Annotated in this window: 13 protein-coding genes; 4 read left to right on the top strand and 9 right to left on the bottom strand. The window is 69.4% G+C overall.

The genetic code is table 11. The annotated features are described in order from the left end of the window. Window positions 1-208: 208 nt before the first annotated feature. The 5 genes from cydC to ACFQ9K_RS31615 form a co-directional block, all read right to left on the bottom strand. On the bottom strand, window positions 209-1,909 hold the full coding sequence (gene cydC / locus ACFQ9K_RS31595) for a thiol reductant ABC exporter subunit CydC (protein ID WP_378983953.1): 1,701 nt from the start codon (window positions 1,907-1,909) through the stop codon (window positions 209-211). A 74-nt stretch (window positions 1,910-1,983) separates the two neighbouring features. Beyond that, window positions 1,984-3,759: a thiol reductant ABC exporter subunit CydD gene (gene cydD, locus ACFQ9K_RS31600; RefSeq protein WP_378725790.1), complete on the bottom strand. Its 1,776-nt coding sequence runs from the start codon at window positions 3,757-3,759 to the stop codon at window positions 1,984-1,986. A gap of 3 nt (window positions 3,760-3,762) precedes the next feature. Beyond that, window positions 3,763-4,794 (bottom strand): cytochrome d ubiquinol oxidase subunit II, encoded by a 1,032-nt coding sequence (cydB, locus tag ACFQ9K_RS31605; RefSeq protein ID WP_378725792.1) that lies wholly within the window; start codon window positions 4,792-4,794, stop codon window positions 3,763-3,765. A gap of 9 nt (window positions 4,795-4,803) precedes the next feature. Next, window positions 4,804-6,294 carry a cytochrome ubiquinol oxidase subunit I gene (locus ACFQ9K_RS31610; RefSeq protein ID WP_378725794.1) on the bottom strand — a complete coding sequence of 497 codons (1,491 nt, stop codon included), beginning with the start codon at window positions 6,292-6,294 and terminating at the stop codon, window positions 4,804-4,806. Between the two features lie 237 nt (window positions 6,295-6,531). Then, entirely contained in the window at window positions 6,532-7,452 is a 921-nt protein-coding gene (locus tag ACFQ9K_RS31615; protein ID WP_378725796.1) for an aminodeoxychorismate lyase, read from the bottom strand. 172 nt (window positions 7,453-7,624) lie between these two features. Between ACFQ9K_RS31615 and ACFQ9K_RS31620 the strand changes: the two genes are divergently transcribed. The 4 genes from ACFQ9K_RS31620 to ACFQ9K_RS31635 all read left to right on the top strand — a co-directional run bounded on the left by ACFQ9K_RS31620 (window position 7,625) and on the right by ACFQ9K_RS31635 (window position 10,921). After that, a complete protein-coding gene (locus tag ACFQ9K_RS31620; RefSeq protein ID WP_378725798.1) occupies window positions 7,625-8,737 on the top strand; it encodes a YgfZ/GcvT domain-containing protein in 1,113 nt (370 codons plus the stop codon). Between the two features lie 116 nt (window positions 8,738-8,853). Next, a complete protein-coding gene (locus ACFQ9K_RS31625) occupies window positions 8,854-9,588 on the top strand; it encodes an MOSC domain-containing protein (protein ID WP_378725800.1) in 735 nt (244 codons plus the stop codon). Then, window positions 9,585-10,538 (top strand): asparaginase, encoded by a 954-nt coding sequence (locus ACFQ9K_RS31630; protein ID WP_378725802.1) that lies wholly within the window; start codon window positions 9,585-9,587, stop codon window positions 10,536-10,538. Before ACFQ9K_RS31625 ends, ACFQ9K_RS31630 begins: the two co-directional genes overlap by 4 nt. A 176-nt stretch (window positions 10,539-10,714) precedes the next feature. Then, window positions 10,715-10,921, top strand: coding sequence for a DUF3073 domain-containing protein (locus ACFQ9K_RS31635; protein ID WP_150403870.1), 207 nt, complete (start codon window positions 10,715-10,717; stop codon window positions 10,919-10,921). Between the two features lie 148 nt (window positions 10,922-11,069). Here the strand turns inward: ACFQ9K_RS31635 and purM are convergent, their stop codons facing one another. The 4 genes from purM to ACFQ9K_RS31655 form a co-directional block, all read right to left on the bottom strand. Then, the gene (gene purM, locus ACFQ9K_RS31640) at window positions 11,070-12,146 is read right to left on the bottom strand and encodes a phosphoribosylformylglycinamidine cyclo-ligase (RefSeq protein WP_378722400.1); all 1,077 of its coding nucleotides are present in this window, start codon (window positions 12,144-12,146) and stop codon (window positions 11,070-11,072) included. A gap of 223 nt (window positions 12,147-12,369) precedes the next feature. Continuing rightward, a complete protein-coding gene (locus ACFQ9K_RS31645) occupies window positions 12,370-14,046 on the bottom strand; it encodes an ABC transporter ATP-binding protein (protein WP_378722404.1) in 1,677 nt (558 codons plus the stop codon). Between the two features lie 11 nt (window positions 14,047-14,057). Beyond that, window positions 14,058-15,089 carry an ABC transporter permease gene (locus tag ACFQ9K_RS31650; RefSeq protein WP_378722403.1) on the bottom strand — a complete coding sequence of 344 codons (1,032 nt, stop codon included), beginning with the start codon at window positions 15,087-15,089 and terminating at the stop codon, window positions 14,058-14,060. 29 nt (window positions 15,090-15,118) lie between these two features. Next, a complete protein-coding gene (locus tag ACFQ9K_RS31655) occupies window positions 15,119-16,129 on the bottom strand; it encodes an ABC transporter permease (protein ID WP_378722402.1) in 1,011 nt (336 codons plus the stop codon). Between the last annotated feature and the right edge of the window lie 76 nt (window positions 16,130-16,205).

Consider the following 16,205-nt stretch of genomic DNA (forward strand, 5'->3'; position numbering starts at 1 on the left):
AGCCTTACCGGTACGTGGGTTAGACGTACGGGTCCCGTTCGGACTCAAACGGGGGCTCGGGGGCCGGGTGACTGCGTGGAATTCGCTAACGCTCGCGCGGCGAATCACCTGCAGCGGTGGCGCTAGCGCGCAGCCACCTCACGAGTCCTTTGAACATACATTCTTCGAACCACCTCCTTCCTTGTGTACCAACGAATCTAGCCACGACTCAGCGGGTCGGCAACGGAATTTCTCGGTGGGCTGAAGTGGGGACTCCCCCGGTGACGAAATCGGCCGTGACCTGGTCCGATGCTTCCACCCGGACGATCACGTCGGCCCGGTTGCCCGGCGGCAGCTGATGTGTGACGACGACCACAGTCCGATCGGGGGCGACCAGTCCGCTGCCCGCATCGAGCAAGGCGCGCAACAGGTCGGCGCCCGCCTCGGCCTCGAGGTGCTCGGTGGGTTCGTCGAGCAGCAAGACCTGCGCCGGGGACACCAGCGCTCGGGCCAGCAGGATGCGGCGGCGCTGACCACCGGAGACGGCGGCCGCGCCGCCGATCAGATCGGTGTGCACGCCCTTCGGCAGCGAGTTCAGCCAGTCGCCGAGACCTACTGTGCGCAAGGCGGTTTCGGCTTCCTCCTCGGTGACGTCGCCGCGCGGGACGCGCAGGTTCTCCAGTACCGAGGTGCCGAACAGGTGGGCGTCTTCGGCGAAGAACGTCACGCCGGTGCGGGGGGTGCCGAACAGGCCGGCCCAGGTCATGAGCAGCGTGGTCTTTCCGGCACCGCTCGGTCCGACGACAGCGATCCGGCGGCCCGCCGGGATCTCGGGAAGCTGTTGGGACAGAGGGTGTTCGAATGCGGTGGCGGCGTGCTCGCCGGCATCGTCCGGCCGCGCGTCGCCGTCTAGCCGGATCAGCCGATGCAGGGCCGCGCGGGCCGTGGTCAGCGACTGGGCCGCGGCGGGCAGTGGACCGACGGCTTCGAAGGCCGAGAGCGGCAGCAGGACGAGCACGGTGAGCGCCATCGGGGTCATCGCGCCCGGCGCGCCGCCGGACGGGCCGTAGCGGGTGATGCCGATCAGCAGGGCGCCCAGCACGCTCGCGCCGATCGCGAGCGGGGTAGCCGCCGCCGACCACGCGCTGCGGGCGGCAGCCCGGTCCTCCGCCGCGACCGCGCGGCGCGCGGCCGCGGCGGCGGTGTCGAGGGCCGAGTCCAGCCGACCGGCGACGCGCAATTCCGCCGCGTGATCCAGCACCGTCAGGGCCTGCGCGGTGAACTCCGCCCGATCCGCGCGCACGGCACGTTCCGCCTCGCGCGCCGCCTGCGCCGACAGCCAGGGCGCGACCATCCCGGAAAGCGCCAGTGCCCCAGCCAGAATCGCGGCCGCCGCCACCGAAATCGTGGCGAGCACACCGATCACCACCGCGGACAGCACGGCGGCGACCGCGACCGGAACGAAGACTCGAACCACCACGGCGCCGAGATCGTCTATGTCGCTGCCGATCCGGACGAGCAGGTCGCCGCGCCGCACCGGCCCGGCGCGCCCCGCGCCGTCGACCGGCGACCGCGAACCGGCCGGCCTGCGCAACCAGAGGTCCGATCCGGCCAGCCTCCGGTAGACCGTGGTGCGCGCCGTCGCCATCGCGCGCAACGCGACGTCATGCGTGGCAAGCCGTTCCAGATACCGGGCCAGCCCGCGCGAAATCCCCAGCGCCCGCACGGTCACCACCGCGATGCTCAGGTCCAGCACCGGCGGCATCTGCCACGCCCGAGCGATCAACCACGCCGCGAGCGCGGCCAGCCCGAGCCCGCTCCCGAGCGCAAGCACGCCCCACCCGATCGCCACCATCACCCGCCACCGGGACAGCTCGAGCAACGCCCACATCCGCCGCACATCGTCGCGCACCGACGCACCCCCGTCCATCGCCGCGGTCAACGCCCCTCCGCCGCCGACACTCTCATCCCCCGGGATCGCCCGCGACCAGAGCCTGCTGCCCATCAGATCGTCACTTCGACCGGCTCGGCCGCTGCGGCGCGCACCGGGACAACGTGGTCGCCCGCGGCGAGAACCGTTGGGCGGTGGCCGATCACGATGACGGTGGCGCCGTCGCGGGCGCGTTGGCGCAGGGCCGCGAGGACCGCGGCTTCGCTGTCGGCATCGAGGTGGGCGGTGGGCTCGTCGAGGAGCAGGATCGGGCGGTCGGCGGCGAGGACCCTGGTGAGTGCGAGGCGCTGGCGCTGGCCCAGGGAGAGGCCGACGCCGCCGGGGCCGACAACGGTGTCCCAGCGCTCGGGCAGTTCGTCCAGGACCGTATCGAATCCGGTTGCCGCACAGGCGGCTTCGAGATCATCGACGACCCGGGCGGGTCCGTGCGCGACCGGTGACCCGGCCCGCGCGCCGAACAGCTCCAGGTTTTCGCGCAAGGTGCCGGGCACCAGCACCGGGCGCTGCGGCAGCCACGCGACGTGTGCCCACCATTGGTCCTGATCCAGCTCGCGCACGTCCACGCCGTCCACGGTCACCGAGCCGTGGTCCGGCGCGATCAGACCCAGGATCGCCTGTACCGCCGTCGATTTCCCGCTGCCGTTCGGTCCGGCGAGCACGGTCACCGCACCGGGTCGCAGCTCCGCCGACAACCCGTGGGGCGCGAACCCGTTCCGCGCCGCGACGGACAGTTCGTGCAGTCGAACGACGCCGGCGAAATCCCACGAGTCGGCGACAACTGAGGTCGCGCCGGATTCAGCTGCTCCCGACTCGGTCTCGAGTACGGCGAAGGCCTTGTCCGCGGCCGCCATTCCGTCCTGTGCGGCATGGAACCGCTCACCCACCATCCGCAGTGGCAGATACACCTCGGGAGCCAGCACGAGGGCAACCAGGCCTGCGTACAGGCTCATCTCACCGAACACCAGCCGCAGGCCGATGGACACCGCGACCAGCGCCACGCTCAACGTCGCGAGCAGTTCCAGCACCATCGAGGACAGGAACGCGATGCGCAGCGCCCGCATCGTCCGCTGCCGCAACCCGTCGCCGAGCTCACGCACCCGACCGGCCATCGTGCCGGGCCGCGCCGCAGGCGAATCAGCCACGCCCGCGGCGGGACTCCCGGACGCGCCGCGCTCACGCCCGAGCGCCCGCAGCGTCGGCATGCCGGCGAACAGATCGAGCAGTTGATCCGAGAGCCGGGTCGTGGCCGCGAGCGTCGCCTCGGCCTTCCCCTGCGTCAGCAGGCCGATCAGGATCATGAAGACCGGAATCAACGGCAGCGTGATCACCACGATCAGCCCGGACACCGGGTCATGAATCGCGATGACCGCCAACACGATCGGCGGGACCAGCACCGCAAGCAGCAGTGCGGGAACGTAGCCGATCAGATATCCGCGCAGCCCCGACAATCCGGTACCCACCACAACCGCGAGTTCGGTTCTGCGGCTTTCGAGTTCCCGCGGCGACAACCGCGCCCCCGCGGTGAGCACGGCGGTCTCCAGCTCCGCCACCACGTCCGCTCCGGCGCGGTGCGCCAACCGCGATTGCACCCAGGTGGCGAGCACCCGGCAGGCGACGGCGAGCGCGAGCACCAGCAGCTCGGTCGCCCAGGCGGCCGGCGTGCGCCGGCCGGGATCGGTGACGACCCCGGCCAGCGTCCGGGCCAGCATGACCGCCGCGACCACGATCGATCCCGTGATCACCACGGACAGTGCGACACTCAGCGCCAGGTAACGGCGGGCCGAGCGGGCGTACCGCCACAGGCGCGGATCGATGGGTGGGCGGGCCATGACTCACTCCTTCGCGGAGCCGAGCGGCAAGCCGACCGGTGCGGGAATCTGATCGACGGTGATCCGCTTGCGGAACACCCAGTACGTCCAGCCCTGGTAGACCAGCACGACCGGGGTGACCAGCACCGCCGCCCAGCTCATCACCTTCAGCGTGTACGGCGTCGACGACGCGTTGTGGATGGTCAGGTCGAACGCCGAATCGATGGTGGAGGGCAGCACATTCGGGAACAGCGACCCGAACAGCAGCGTGGTCGCCGCCGCCACCACGACGGTGGTGCCGAGGAACGCCCATCCGTCGCGATCGGCGAACACCGCGGCCGCGGCGGCCACCAGCCCGATCACCGCGAGCGCCAACGGAATCCAGGTCCACCCGGTGCCGTAGGCCAGCTGCGTCCAGAGGCCGAACCCGCCGACGACCACCGCCGTCGGCACCAGCAGCAGCTTGGCCGTGCGCTGCGCGTCGTCGCGCACCTCGCCGCCGGTCTTCAGCCCGAGGAACACCGCGCCGTGCAGGGCGAACAGCAGTCCCGTGGTCAATCCGCCGAGCAGGGCGTACGGCCCGAGCAGGTCCCACACCGACCCGGCGAACTGCTTCTTCTCGTTCAGCGGCACCCCGCGCACGATGTTGGCGAACACCCAGCCCCACGCGAGCGCCGGTATCCAGGAACCGATGCCGATGCCGAGGTCGCAGCGCGCCCGCCAGCGCGGGTCGTTGATCTTGCCGCGGTATTCGATCGCGCAGATCCGCAGGATCAGCGCGACCAGCAGCAACAGCAGGGCCAGATAGAACCCGGAGAACATGCTGGCGTACCACTCCGGGAAGGCCGCGAACATGGCGCCGCCCGCGGTGATCACCCAGACCTCGTTGCCATCCCACACCGGCCCGATGGTGTTGAGCACCACCCGCCTTCGCGTGTCGGAGCCCCGGCCGAGGATCGGCATCAGCATACCGACCCCGAAGTCGAAGCCCTCCAGCACGAAGTACCCGGTGAACAGCACTCCGATCAGCACGAACCAGAACTCTTGCAGACTCATCGCCGGCTCCTAGTATGCGAACGAAAGTTGTTCGACGGCAGGCTCTTCGGCGCGATGCCGGCCCGGATCACCGGTATCGCCCGGCCCGCCGGCGGGCGCCGGGGCCGGGTCCGGTCCGTGAATCACGTAGCGCCGCATCAGGTAGAACCAGACGACCGCCAATCCGCCGTACAGCAGCGTGAAGACGATCAGCGAGAACAGCACCACCCCGGCCGAGTGGTTCGACACGCCCTGCTGCACCATCAGCCGCAGGCTCAGGTCACCGGTCGGATTCGGCGCGACAACCCAGGGCTGACGGCCCATTTCGGTGAACACCCAGCCCGCGCTGTTGGCCAGGAACGGCGTCGGGATCATCAGCAGGCTGAGCCAGGAGAACCAGCGCTCGGTCGGCACCCGGCCGCGCCTGGTCAGCCACAGCCCGGCCAGCGCGAGCAGGGCCGAGCCTGCGGCCAGGCCGATCATCGCGCGGAACGACCAGTAGGTGACGAACAGGTTCGGCCGGTAGTCGCCGACGCCGTACTTCTCGTTGTATTCCTTCTGCAGGTCGACCACGCCGGGCAGGGTGACGTTGCTGAACTCGCCCTTGGCCAGGTACGGCAGCACGACCGGCACCTCGAGCACGTGTGTGACGCTGTCGCAGTTGTTGTGCGTGCCGACGGTGAGAATGGAGAAGTCAGGGTCGGTTTCGGTGTGGCACAACGATTCCGCCGAGGCCATCTTCATCGGCTGCTGCTCGAACATCAGCTTGCCCTGGGTGTCACCGGTGAAGAACAGGCCGACCAGCGAGATCAGCATCACCCAGATGCCGACCAGCGCCGCGGGCCGCCACATGGTGCGCGCCTCGGTCAGCTGCGCGGCATCGCCGCTGCGCGCCTTGCGCACCATCCACCAGCCGGCGATGCCGGCCACGAAAGTTCCTGCCGTGACGAAGGATCCGGCGACGACGTGTGGAAAGGCCGCCAGCAGTGTGTTGTTCGTGAGCACCGCGACGATGCTGTCGAGCTCGGCCCGCCCGGTCTCCGGGTTGAACCGCGCCCCGACCGGATGCTGCATGAACGAGTTCGCCGCGACGATGAAGTACGCCGAGGCGTTCACGCCGATGGCGACCATCCAGATCGCGGCCAGATGCGCGAGTTTCGGCAGCCGCGTCCAGCCGAAGATCCACAACCCGAGGAAGGTCGACTCCATGAAGAAGGCGACCAGGCCCTCCAGCGCGAGCGGCGCGCCGAACACGTCACCGACGAACCGGGAGTACTCGCTCCAGTTCATCCCGAACTGGAATTCCTGCACGATGCCGGTGGCGACCCCGAGCGCGAAGTTGATCAGGAACAGCTTGCCGAAGAACTTGGTCAGCCGCAGCCAGTGATCCTTGCCGGTGATGACCCACGCGGTCTGCATGGCGGCGACGAGGGGCGCGAGTCCGATCGTCAGCGGCACCAGCAGGAAGTGGTAGACCGTCGTGATGCCGAACTGCCATCGCGAGATGTCCAGGGCGTTCATGACTGCGCCTCACTGCGCTCACTCATCGGCCACGACCTCCTCGTCGTCTACGACATGACGTAGTAATCCTACGTCGGAGGCGGTCGAGAACAATGAGTCCTAGGCCACGACACTCCGGGCCGTTCGGCCCCAATCAGCGGTTTTGCGCGTCGGCACCGCGCAAGTAGGACGCACGTCACGCCGGGCGGAGACCCCGTCAGCGCCGGTGCGGGCAGTCACCGGTCGCCGTCGGGAGTCTCACCAATCGCCGATGGCGCCCGCTCGCTCGATCCCCCGATCGACCAGATCGGTGATCTCCTGTGCGTTGTCCGGGGCCGACATCCGCAGCCCGTCCAGCGAATTCACCCGTGCCGCGAGCGAGATGCTCGACATCATCCACACGCTGTCACAGGTGAGCAGATCGGCGGTGAACAGCGACTTGTAGACGCACTCCCACCCGGCCTTCTCCGCCTCGGCGAACAGCGCGCGCTGCGTGACACCGGGCAGCACACCGTTTTTCGCGGGCGGGGTGATCAGCTGCTTGTCCCTGGCGATCACCACCGACGAGCGCGGGCCTTCCAGCACGCGGTTCTCCGTGCTGGTGAAGATCACATCGTCGGCGCCCATCCGCGCGGCGAATCGCAGCGCCGCCATGTTGGACGCATAGGACAGGGTCTTCGCGCCGAGCAACTGCCACGGCGCGGCCTGCGCCAGGTCGATCGAGATGCCCCTGGACAGCGTGACCACCGAGACGCCCTCGGCGCGCGCCTTCTGCACCCGGTCCGGCACCGGCAGCACGAGCACGTACGCGGTGGGCACCGGAACGGCGGCGGCGAGATCGCCGGACGTCACCTTCTCCGCCACCCCGGATAGCTCGCTGTCGCGGCCGCGGGTGAGCACCAGTCGCATCACGCCCTCGCGGTCGGTTCCCCACTCCTTGGCCGCCCGCTCGACCGCCTCGCGCCACCGGCCGAGTTCCGGCTCGGGCAGATCCAGCGCCTGCGCCGAGCGACGCAGCCTGCCTAGATGAAATTCGATCGCGCACGCGTTGCCCGCGCGCACCAGCACCGTTTCGAAAATACCGTCGCCACGCAATACGCCGATATCGTCCGCATACAACAACGGCGCGTCCGCGTCCCGGACCGCGCCGTCGAGTGAGACAAGAACCCGATCTACCATGCGTCGAGACTAGGCGGTTCGGCAATGTCTCGCCTAGGTCACGGAAGACTTCGCGGCATCTTTTACCAGCCGCCGCCCGAGGTTCACGCGCAAGCCGCGCGGACGACCGCGTAACCGTCTCCCCGCCGCCCCGGTTCGGGCACCCGAGCGCGACCCCGCCTACAGTGGAAACGTGTCCGTGGTCGTTGCGCCCAGCCCTATCCTCGCTGTTTCGGGAGCCGTCGCGGGAGCGCCGGGTTCGCCCGATGCCGCCGTCGCCTGGCACTACGGTGATCCGCTCGGCGAACAGCGGGCCGCGGTGCAGCGCGCGGCGATCATCGATCGGTCGCATCGTTTCGTCCTCCGGATCACCGGCGCCGAGCGGCTGACCTGGCTGCACACCATCTCCAGCCAGCACATCGCCGCCCTCGGCGACGGGCAGTCGGCGGAGAACCTCGACCTCGATCTGAACGGCCGGGTGCTGAACCACTTCGTCCTCACCGAGCTGGACAGCACGGTCTGGATCGACACCGAGGGCGACCGCGGCCGCGCGCTGCTGGACTTCCTGAAGAAGATGGTCTTCTGGGCCGACGCCCAGCCCGCCGAGGCGGATTACGCGGTACTGAGCCTGCTCGGGCCGCAGGCGGCGGACGTGCTCGCCGCGCTCGGCGTCGCGACCGTGCCCGGCACCTACGAGGCGGTCGCGCTGCCGGACGGCGGGTTCGTGCGCCGGATGCCGTGGCCGACCGCCGACTCGTTCGATCTGGTCATCCCCCGCGATCGGCTCGCCGAGTTCTGGACCCGGCTGACCGAGGCCGGCGCCGAACCCGCGGGCATGTGGGCCTTCGAGGCGCTGCGCGTCGCCGCCGTGCGCCCGCGGATCGGACTCGACACCGACGAGCGCACCATTCCGCACGAGGCCCGCTGGATCGGCGGACCCGCCGAATTCGGCGCCGTGCACCTGAACAAGGGCTGCTACCGCGGCCAGGAGACCGTGGCCAGGGTGCACAACCTCGGCAAGCCGCCGCGGCACTTGGTGCTGCTGCACCTGGACGGCTCGGCCGACGAGCGCCCGGAGACCGGCACCGACGTCACCGCGGGCGGCCGCGCGATCGGCCGCCTCGGCACCGTCATCGACCACTACGAACTCGGCCCGATCGCGCTCGCGCTGATCAAACGCACCGTCCCCGCGGACACCGCGCTGACCGCCGGCCCCACCGCCGCGGCCATCGACCCGGACTCGGTGCCGTCGGACGACTCACCGCAGGCGGGCAGGCTCGCCGTCGATCGGCTCCGCGGACGCTGACCCGACCATGACCGCCGAAAACCGAAGGGGCGCAGGCTCCGCCTGTCGCGCTGAACCATGCCGGTCCGCCGAACTGCGGGCCCCGGCCCGACGCCCCGCCGAGAGGAGTCCGGCCGATGCGAACCACTGATTCCGGCGAGGTCCTGGCCGTCTGCGTGGTGCACGCCGAGCTCGAGGTGCCGGGCCGGGTCGGCCGGTCCGCGATCGACAAGCGCCCGATGCCGGGCCGGGTACCGGTGCGCGCGCTCGGCCTCGACGGAGATCACGTGTGCAATACCGAGGACCACGGCGGCGTGCACCAGGCCGTCTACGCCTATGCCGACGAGGATGCCCGGCGCTGGGGCAGCGCGCTCGACCGGGAGCTGCCCGCAGGCTGGTTCGGCGAGAACCTGCGCATCGCCGGCCTCGGGGTGAGCGACGCGGTGCTCGGCGCGCGCTGGGCCATCGGCGACACGCTGCTCGAGGTGAGCGCGCCGCGGGTGCCGTGCGCCACCTTCCAGCACTGGAGCGGAGAAGCCCAGTGGGTCAAGCGATTCACCGTGCAGGCCGACACCGGCGCCTACCTGCGCGTGCTCACCGAGGGCACGATCGGCGCGGGCGACCGGGTGTCCGTGGTGCACGTCCCGGACCACGGCATCACCGTCCGTGATCTGTTCACCGGCGACGACCCCGATCTGCTCGCCATCCTGCTCGCCGCCGAGCCGACCATCTCCGACGATGTGCGCAAGCAGGTCGAACGGCACGCCCGCAGGCACGCGAACGCCGACCGCGCGGCGCAACGACGCGCCCAGGAATCCGCCCAACCGGCCACGCAACGTGGCACCGAACTCGACACGGGAGCGCAACTGTGAGTGTGGAACTGGTCGAAGTAGTCCGCTCCGGCTTCCGCGAGTGCGTGCACCGCGGCTCGGCCGTCATCCTCGATCCGGCGGGCGAGCCGACGCTCGCCCTCGGCGAGGTGCACCTGCCGATCTTCCCCCGCTCGACCAACAAGCCCATGCAGGCGATCACCCTGCTGCGAAACGGGTTCGACCCGATCGACGACGCCGAGCTGGCCATCGCCACCGCCTCGCACTACGGCGAGCCCGATCACGTCGCGCTGGTGCGCAGGCTGCTCGACCGCTTCGGCTTCGACGAGAAGTCCCTCGAATGCCCGCCCGATCTGCCGGTCGACGAGAAGGCGCGCGCGGCCGTGCTCTCGGGTTCGCACGAACCGCGCCGGATCTACATGAACTGTTCGGGCAAGCACGCCGCGATGCTGGCGACCTGCAAGATCAACGACTGGCCGACCGAGGGCTACCTCGACGAGTCGCATCCGCTGCAGCAGGCGGTCATCGCCACCATCGCCGATCTCACCGGCGAGCCGGAGACCGATCTCGGCATCGACGGCTGTGGCCTGCCGATCATTCCGGTGTCGCTGGTCAACCTGGCCCGGGTGTTCGCCACCATGGCGACCGCCGCTGCCGACGCGCCGGAGCGGCGCGTCGCGGACGCCATCCGCGCCCATCCGCGAGTGATTTCGGGCACCAACGCACCCGATCTGCTGACCATGCAAGCCACCCCCGGACTGGTCTGCAAGATCGGCGCGGACGGGGTGCACGCCGGTGCGCTGCCCGACGGAACGGCCTTCGCGTACAAGATCGAGGACGGTAGCGACCGAGCCCGAATCCCCCTGACGCTGGCAATTTTGCAGCGGATCGGCGTCGACTGGACCGACGCGCACACCGAGCTGGCGGCCCCCGCGGTGCTCGGCGGCGGAGCCAGGGTCGGCGTGATCCGGGCGATCCCGGGGGTGCTCTAGCCGGGCCGGCCGAGGGCGACAACCGGGCAAACAGAACCACTTCGGAGGTTCTTCACCCACTCCTGGAAGCGGGACGGCCGGACACACGCTAAAGTGTCTGTCAGGAAGAGTATTAATTCGAACGGGGCCGCCAACCAAACCCCAGGCCGCCCCGCAGTGACGCGAGGGGGTCAGCCATGGGCCGTGGCCGGGCTAAGGCAAAGCAGACCAAGGTCGCACGCGAGCTGAAGTACAGCAGCCCGCCGAGCGATTTCGCGAGCCTTCAGCGCGAGCTTTCGGGAAGCCCCCACTCCCAACGGAGTGGTGTGCTGTCCGATGAGCACGACGCGGACAAGTCCTCATCTCAATTCGAAGAGGACGACTACGACGACTGGCGCCGCTGACTCGAAGTAACGTTCGAAAGGGGAGGTCAACGTGCCTCCTCTTTCTGCCGTTGCCGCGCGTTGACGGATAACGCCGAAAAGGCTTAGAACACACCAGCGTCCCGCATCTGAGCGATGCGGGACGCTGGTGTGTGTTCGGGTACGGGTCTCAGAACCGCGGGTGTTCGCCCACCAGGACGGCACGCAGGGCGTCGGAATCCTTGGCCTTCTTCACGGTGCCCAGGGTCCAGCACTCGATGTGCCGCGCGGTCAGCACGGCCAGCGCCCGGTCCACGTCCTCGGGCGCGACGATGGCGACCATGCCGACGCCCATGTTGAACGTCTTCTCCATCTCGACCCGCTCGACCCGGCCGCGCTGGGCGATCATCTTGAACACCGGCGCCGGGTTCCAGGTGCCGCGATCCAGCTCGGCGACCATGCCCGCGGGCAGCACCCTGGCCAGGTTGGCGGCCAGTCCGCCGCCGGTGACGTGGGCGAAGGTGCGCACGTCGGTCTCGGCGATCAGCGCGAGGCAGTCCTTGGCGTAGATCCGGGTCGGCTCCAGCAGTTCCTCGCCGAGCGTGCGGCCGAACTCCTCGACGTGCCCGGTGAGCGACATCCGGTCGATGTCCAGCAGTACCTTGCGGGCCAGGCTGTAGCCGTTGGAGTGCAGGCCGGACGAGCCCATCGCGATGACCACGTCACCGGGACGCACCCGGTCCGGGCCGAGCACCGCGTCGGCCTCGACCACGCCGACGCCGGTCGCGGACAGGTCGTAGTCGTCCGGGTCCATCAGGCCGGGGTGCTCGGCGGTCTCGCCGCCCAGCAGCGCGCAGCCGGCCCGGACGCAGCCCTCGGCGATGCCGGAGACCAGCTCGGCGACCTTCTCCGGGACGACCTTGCCGATGGCGATGTAGTCCTGCAGGAACAGCGGCTCGGCGCCGCACACGACGAGGTCGTCGACGACCATCGCGACCAGGTCCAGGCCGACGGTGTCGTGCTTGTCCATCGCCTGCGCCACCGCGATCTTGGTGCCGACCCCGTCGGTGGACGCGGCGAGTAGTGGTTCGCGGTATCCGCCCTTCAGCGCGAACAGTCCGGCGAATCCGCCGAGGCCGCCCTGGACCTCGGGTCGGCTCGCCTTCTTCGCCAATGGCCCGAACAACTCGACTGCGCGGTCACCTGCCTCGATGTCCACGCCTGCCGCGGCGTAAGAGGCACCACCACTGGGGGTCTGTTCAGTCATTTTCGGGGAAAGCTCCAAACCGAATCGGCGGATAGATGCCTGCTCACGCTACCGGAGACCGATAACGCTCCTGCACCGGTATTGACGCCTTCCCGCCTCTGCGCGCCTTTTTCGGGCCGTGCAGTGCCGCGGGACTTGACAACCGGGTTGCCGGTTGGGTAACTCGCCGGGTTCCGGGCGGACCCGACGAGTTACCCCTGCGCTCACGAAATCACTTGTCGCGTCATCCGACCTGCGTCGCGAACAATGCCGCGGTCTCCGCCCGGCGTCTGCGCTGCTCCACCGGATCGGGTACCGGCACCGCGGCCACCAGGCGCTGGGTGTACTCCTCGGTCGGCGCCCGCAGAATGCGATCTCGGTCACCCTGCTCGACCACCGCGCCGTTGCGCAACACCACGATCCGGTCGGCCAGCTGGTCCACCACCGCGAGATCGTGGCTGATGAACAGGCAGGCCCAGCCGCATTCGCGCTGCAGCTGCCCGAACAACTCCAGCACCGCGGCCTGCACCGAGACGTCGAGCGCGCTGGTCGGCTCGTCGGCGACCAGCAGATCCGGGTCCAGGACCAGGGCCCTGGCCAGGCTCGCGCGCTGGCGCTGACCGCCGGACAGCTCGTGCGGATACCGGCGTTCGGTGCCCGCGGGCAGCTGCACGTCGTCGAGCAGTTTGCGCACCCGCGCCTTGATCTCGGCCGCGCTGCCCATCTTGTGCACGAGCAGCGGCTCGGCCACGCACTCGCCGACGGTGAGCCGCGGGTTCAGCGAGCTGGCCGGGTCCTGGAAGACGAACCCGAAGCGCCGCCGGATCGGCTTCATCTTGCGCCCGGACATGCCGGCGATGTCCTGCCCGCGGATCTTCACCACGCCCGAGGTCGGGCGTTGCAGCGCGGCGACACAGCGACCGATGGTCGACTTGCCCGAACCGGATTCGCCGACCAGGCCGAGGGTTTCGCCGGGCCCGATGCAGAGATTGACATCGTCGACCGCGCGGAACACCGGCCGCCCGAACGAGCCGGGGAACTCGACGACCAGATCGCACACCTCGAGCACCGGCTCGGCGGTCGTGGCCACCTCTTCGGCCGGGCCGTGCGCCAGTTGTTCGGTGCCGAGGTGGGGCACGGCCGCGAGCAGCGCCCGGGTGTACTCCTCCTTCGGGCTGGCGAACAGCTCGTCCACCGGCGCCTGCTCGACCACCTTGCCGTTGCGCATCACCACGACCCGGTCGGCCAGGTCGGCCACCACACCCATGTTGTGCGTGATCAGCACGATGGCGCTGCCGATCCGGTCGCGCAGATCCCGCAGCAGCTCCAGGATCTCCGCCTGCACCGTCACGTCGAGGGCCGTGGTCGGCTCGTCGGCGATGATCACCTTCGGCTCGCAGGCGATGGCGATGGCGATCACCACGCGCTGCTTCTGGCCGCCGGAGAGCTGGTGCGGGTAGTAGTCCACCCGATGCTCCGGGTCGGGCAGGCCGACCATGCGGAGCAGTTCGATCGCGCGGGCCTTGGCGTCCTTCTTGCTCATTTGCGAATGCGCGCGCAGCGCCTCGCCGATCTGGAAGCCGACGGTGAACAGCGGGTCGAGCGCGAGGCCCGGCTCCTGGAACACCATCGAGATGGCGCCGCCGCGCAGCGCGGTGAGCTGCCGCTCGTTCATCGAGGTGATGGCCTCGGTGCCGAGCGTGACCAGACCGCGCACCCGCGCGGTCAACGGCAACAGGCCCATCGCGGTGCGCGAACTCACCGACTTGCCCGAACCGGACTCGCCGACGATGGCGAGCACCTCGCCGGGATACACCTCGTAGGAGACGTCGGTGACCGCGTAGACGGGTCCGGCGTCGGTGGCGAAGGTGACCGACAGCGATTCGATGGACAGGGCCGGTTTGCTGCGGTCGGTGGCCACGGCTGGCTCGGTCATGATGTCTCCTTCCCCTCGGTGCGGTCCTTGGCCGGATCCGCCTCGGGCCCAGCGGTTTCCACGCCGGCGACGGTGATCGTGTCGCCCGGCGCGGCGGCGACCGCGCGCCGGGTGCGCAGCACCGGGTTGAGCACCTCGTTGAGGCTCTCGCCGACCAGCGTCATCCCGAGCACCACCAGCACGATGGCGAAACCGGGGAAGATACCGGTCCACCAGATGCCGTTGGAGACATCGGAGAGCGCCTTGTTCAGGTCGTAGCCCCACTCGGCGGCCTGGGTCGGCTCGATGCCGAACCCGAGGAAGCCGAGGCCCGCCAGGGTCAGGATGGCCTCCGATCCGTTCAGCGTGACGATCACCGGCAGCGACTGGGTGACGTTGGCGAAGATGTGCCGGAACAGGATTCGCGCGGTGGACGCGCCGGTCACCCGGGCGGCGTCCACGTACGGCTCGTTCTTCACCGAGACGGTCGCGTTGCGCACCACCCGGAAGTACTGCGGCACGAAGACCGCGGTGATCGCCACCGCCGCGGACAGCACGCCGCCCAGGCTGGTCGAGCGGCCACCCGCGACCACGATGGACACCACGATCGCCAGCAGCAGCGTCGGGAAGGCGTACATCGCGTCCATGAACAGCACCAGCACCCGGTCGAACCAGCGGCCGAGGTAACCCGACAGCAGGCCGAGCGGCACGCCGATGAACAGCGAGAGCACCAGCGAGATCACGATCACGAACAGCGCGGTGCGCGCACCCCAGATGACCCGGGAGAACACGTCCTCACCGCGCACCGAGGTGCCGAACCAGTGATCCGCCGACGGCGCCTGCTGACGGACGAAATCGACACCGTCGGAGGCGCTTTGGGCGAATCCGTAGGGCGCGATCAGCGGCGCGAAGATGGCCGCGAGCACGAACACGACGACCAGCGCCAGACCGAGGATCAGCGTCGCGCGTTGCAGCCCCGCGGTCATCGTGAACAGCCGGAGGCCGGGGATGCCGCGCCGGCCCGCCGGCGGTACCACCGGCGTGACCACGGGCTCGTTCAACAATTCAGGTGCGGTCATCAGAACCTCACCCTCGGGTCGATCAGTGCGACAAGGGTATCCACCAGGAAGCTCATCAACGCGACGAAGATCGCGATGAACGCGACGATGCCCTGCACCGCCACGAAGTCCCGGGCGGACAGATACTGCGCCAGCTGATAGCCGAGGCCCTTCCACTCGAAGGTGGTCTCGGTCAGCACCGCGCCGCCGAGCATCATGGCGATCTGCATGCCCATCACGGTGACGATCGGAATCATCGCGTTGCGGAACGCGTGTCGTCCGGTGACCACCCGCCGGGAGAGGCCACGCGCCCGCGCGGCGTCCACGTAATCCGAACGCAGCGTCTGGATCAGGTTGATCCGCACCAGCCGCAGGAAGATGCCCGCGGTGAGCAGCCCGAGCGCGATCGCCGGCAGGACAGCGTGTTTCAGCACATCGATGATGTAATCGGTGTCGCCGTAGAGGAATCCGTCGATCAACATGACGTTGGTCTTCGGCGAGACATGCTGCAGTTGCAGCTCGACGTTCGTGCTGGCCCGGCCCGCGACCGGCAGCCAGCCCAGCTTCACCGCGAAGACCAGCTTCAACAGCAGGCCGACGAAGAACACCGGCGCCGCGTAGGCCAGGATCGCGAACAACCGCAGACCGGTGTCGGAGATCGAATCCCGGTGCGTCGCCGCGTATCTGCCCAGCGGAATGCCGATCGCGAAGGCCACGATGAGCGCCCAGAACATCAGCTCCGCCGACGCGGCACCGTAGGTGGTGATCACGTCGCTGATCTGCCGGTTGTCCTGCGACTTACCGAAATCCCCGCGCAGCAGGCCGGAGATGTAGTCCCAGTACTGCGACAGGATCGGCCGGTTCAGCCCGGCCGCCTCCTTGCGGATCTCGATCTGCTCCTGGGTCATTCGACCACCCATGGCCGCACTGATCGGATCGCCGGCCACGCGCATCAGGAAGAACACGACGGTGGCCAGGATCCACGCGGTCACCGGGATCAGCAGCAGTCGCACGCCGAGGTAACGCAGCAGGGCGAGCTGGCGAGAATCGCTGCCGCCCTTCTTTGGTCGGGGCACGCCGAAGCGCCGGGCCCGGGCCGGCGCTGGC

This window comes from Nocardia sp. NPDC056564 (assembly GCF_042793755.1).
In the GTDB taxonomy this organism is placed as follows: domain Bacteria; phylum Actinomycetota; class Actinomycetes; order Mycobacteriales; family Mycobacteriaceae; genus Nocardia.

Bases quoted from the DNA above. Each gene is read 5' to 3' on its own strand.
- cydB (WP_378725792.1), bottom strand. From the start codon at position 4,794: ATGAGTCTGCAAGAGTTCTGGTTCGTGCTGATCGGAGTGCTGTTCACC.
- cydD (WP_378725790.1), bottom strand. From the start codon at position 3,759: ATGGCCCGCCCACCCATCGATCCGCGCCTGTGGCGGTACGCCCGCTCG.
- ACFQ9K_RS31610 (WP_378725794.1), bottom strand. From the start codon at position 6,294: ATGAACGCCCTGGACATCTCGCGATGGCAGTTCGGCATCACGACGGTC.
- purM (WP_378722400.1), bottom strand. From the start codon at position 12,146: ATGACTGAACAGACCCCCAGTGGTGGTGCCTCTTACGCCGCGGCAGGC.
- ACFQ9K_RS31615 (WP_378725796.1), bottom strand. From the start codon at position 7,452: ATGGTAGATCGGGTTCTTGTCTCACTCGACGGCGCGGTCCGGGACGCG.
- ACFQ9K_RS31635 (WP_150403870.1), top strand. From the start codon at position 10,715: ATGGGCCGTGGCCGGGCTAAGGCAAAGCAGACCAAGGTCGCACGCGAG.
- ACFQ9K_RS31625 (WP_378725800.1), top strand. From the start codon at position 8,854: ATGCGAACCACTGATTCCGGCGAGGTCCTGGCCGTCTGCGTGGTGCAC.
- cydC (WP_378983953.1), bottom strand. From the start codon at position 1,909: ATGGACGGGGGTGCGTCGGTGCGCGACGATGTGCGGCGGATGTGGGCG.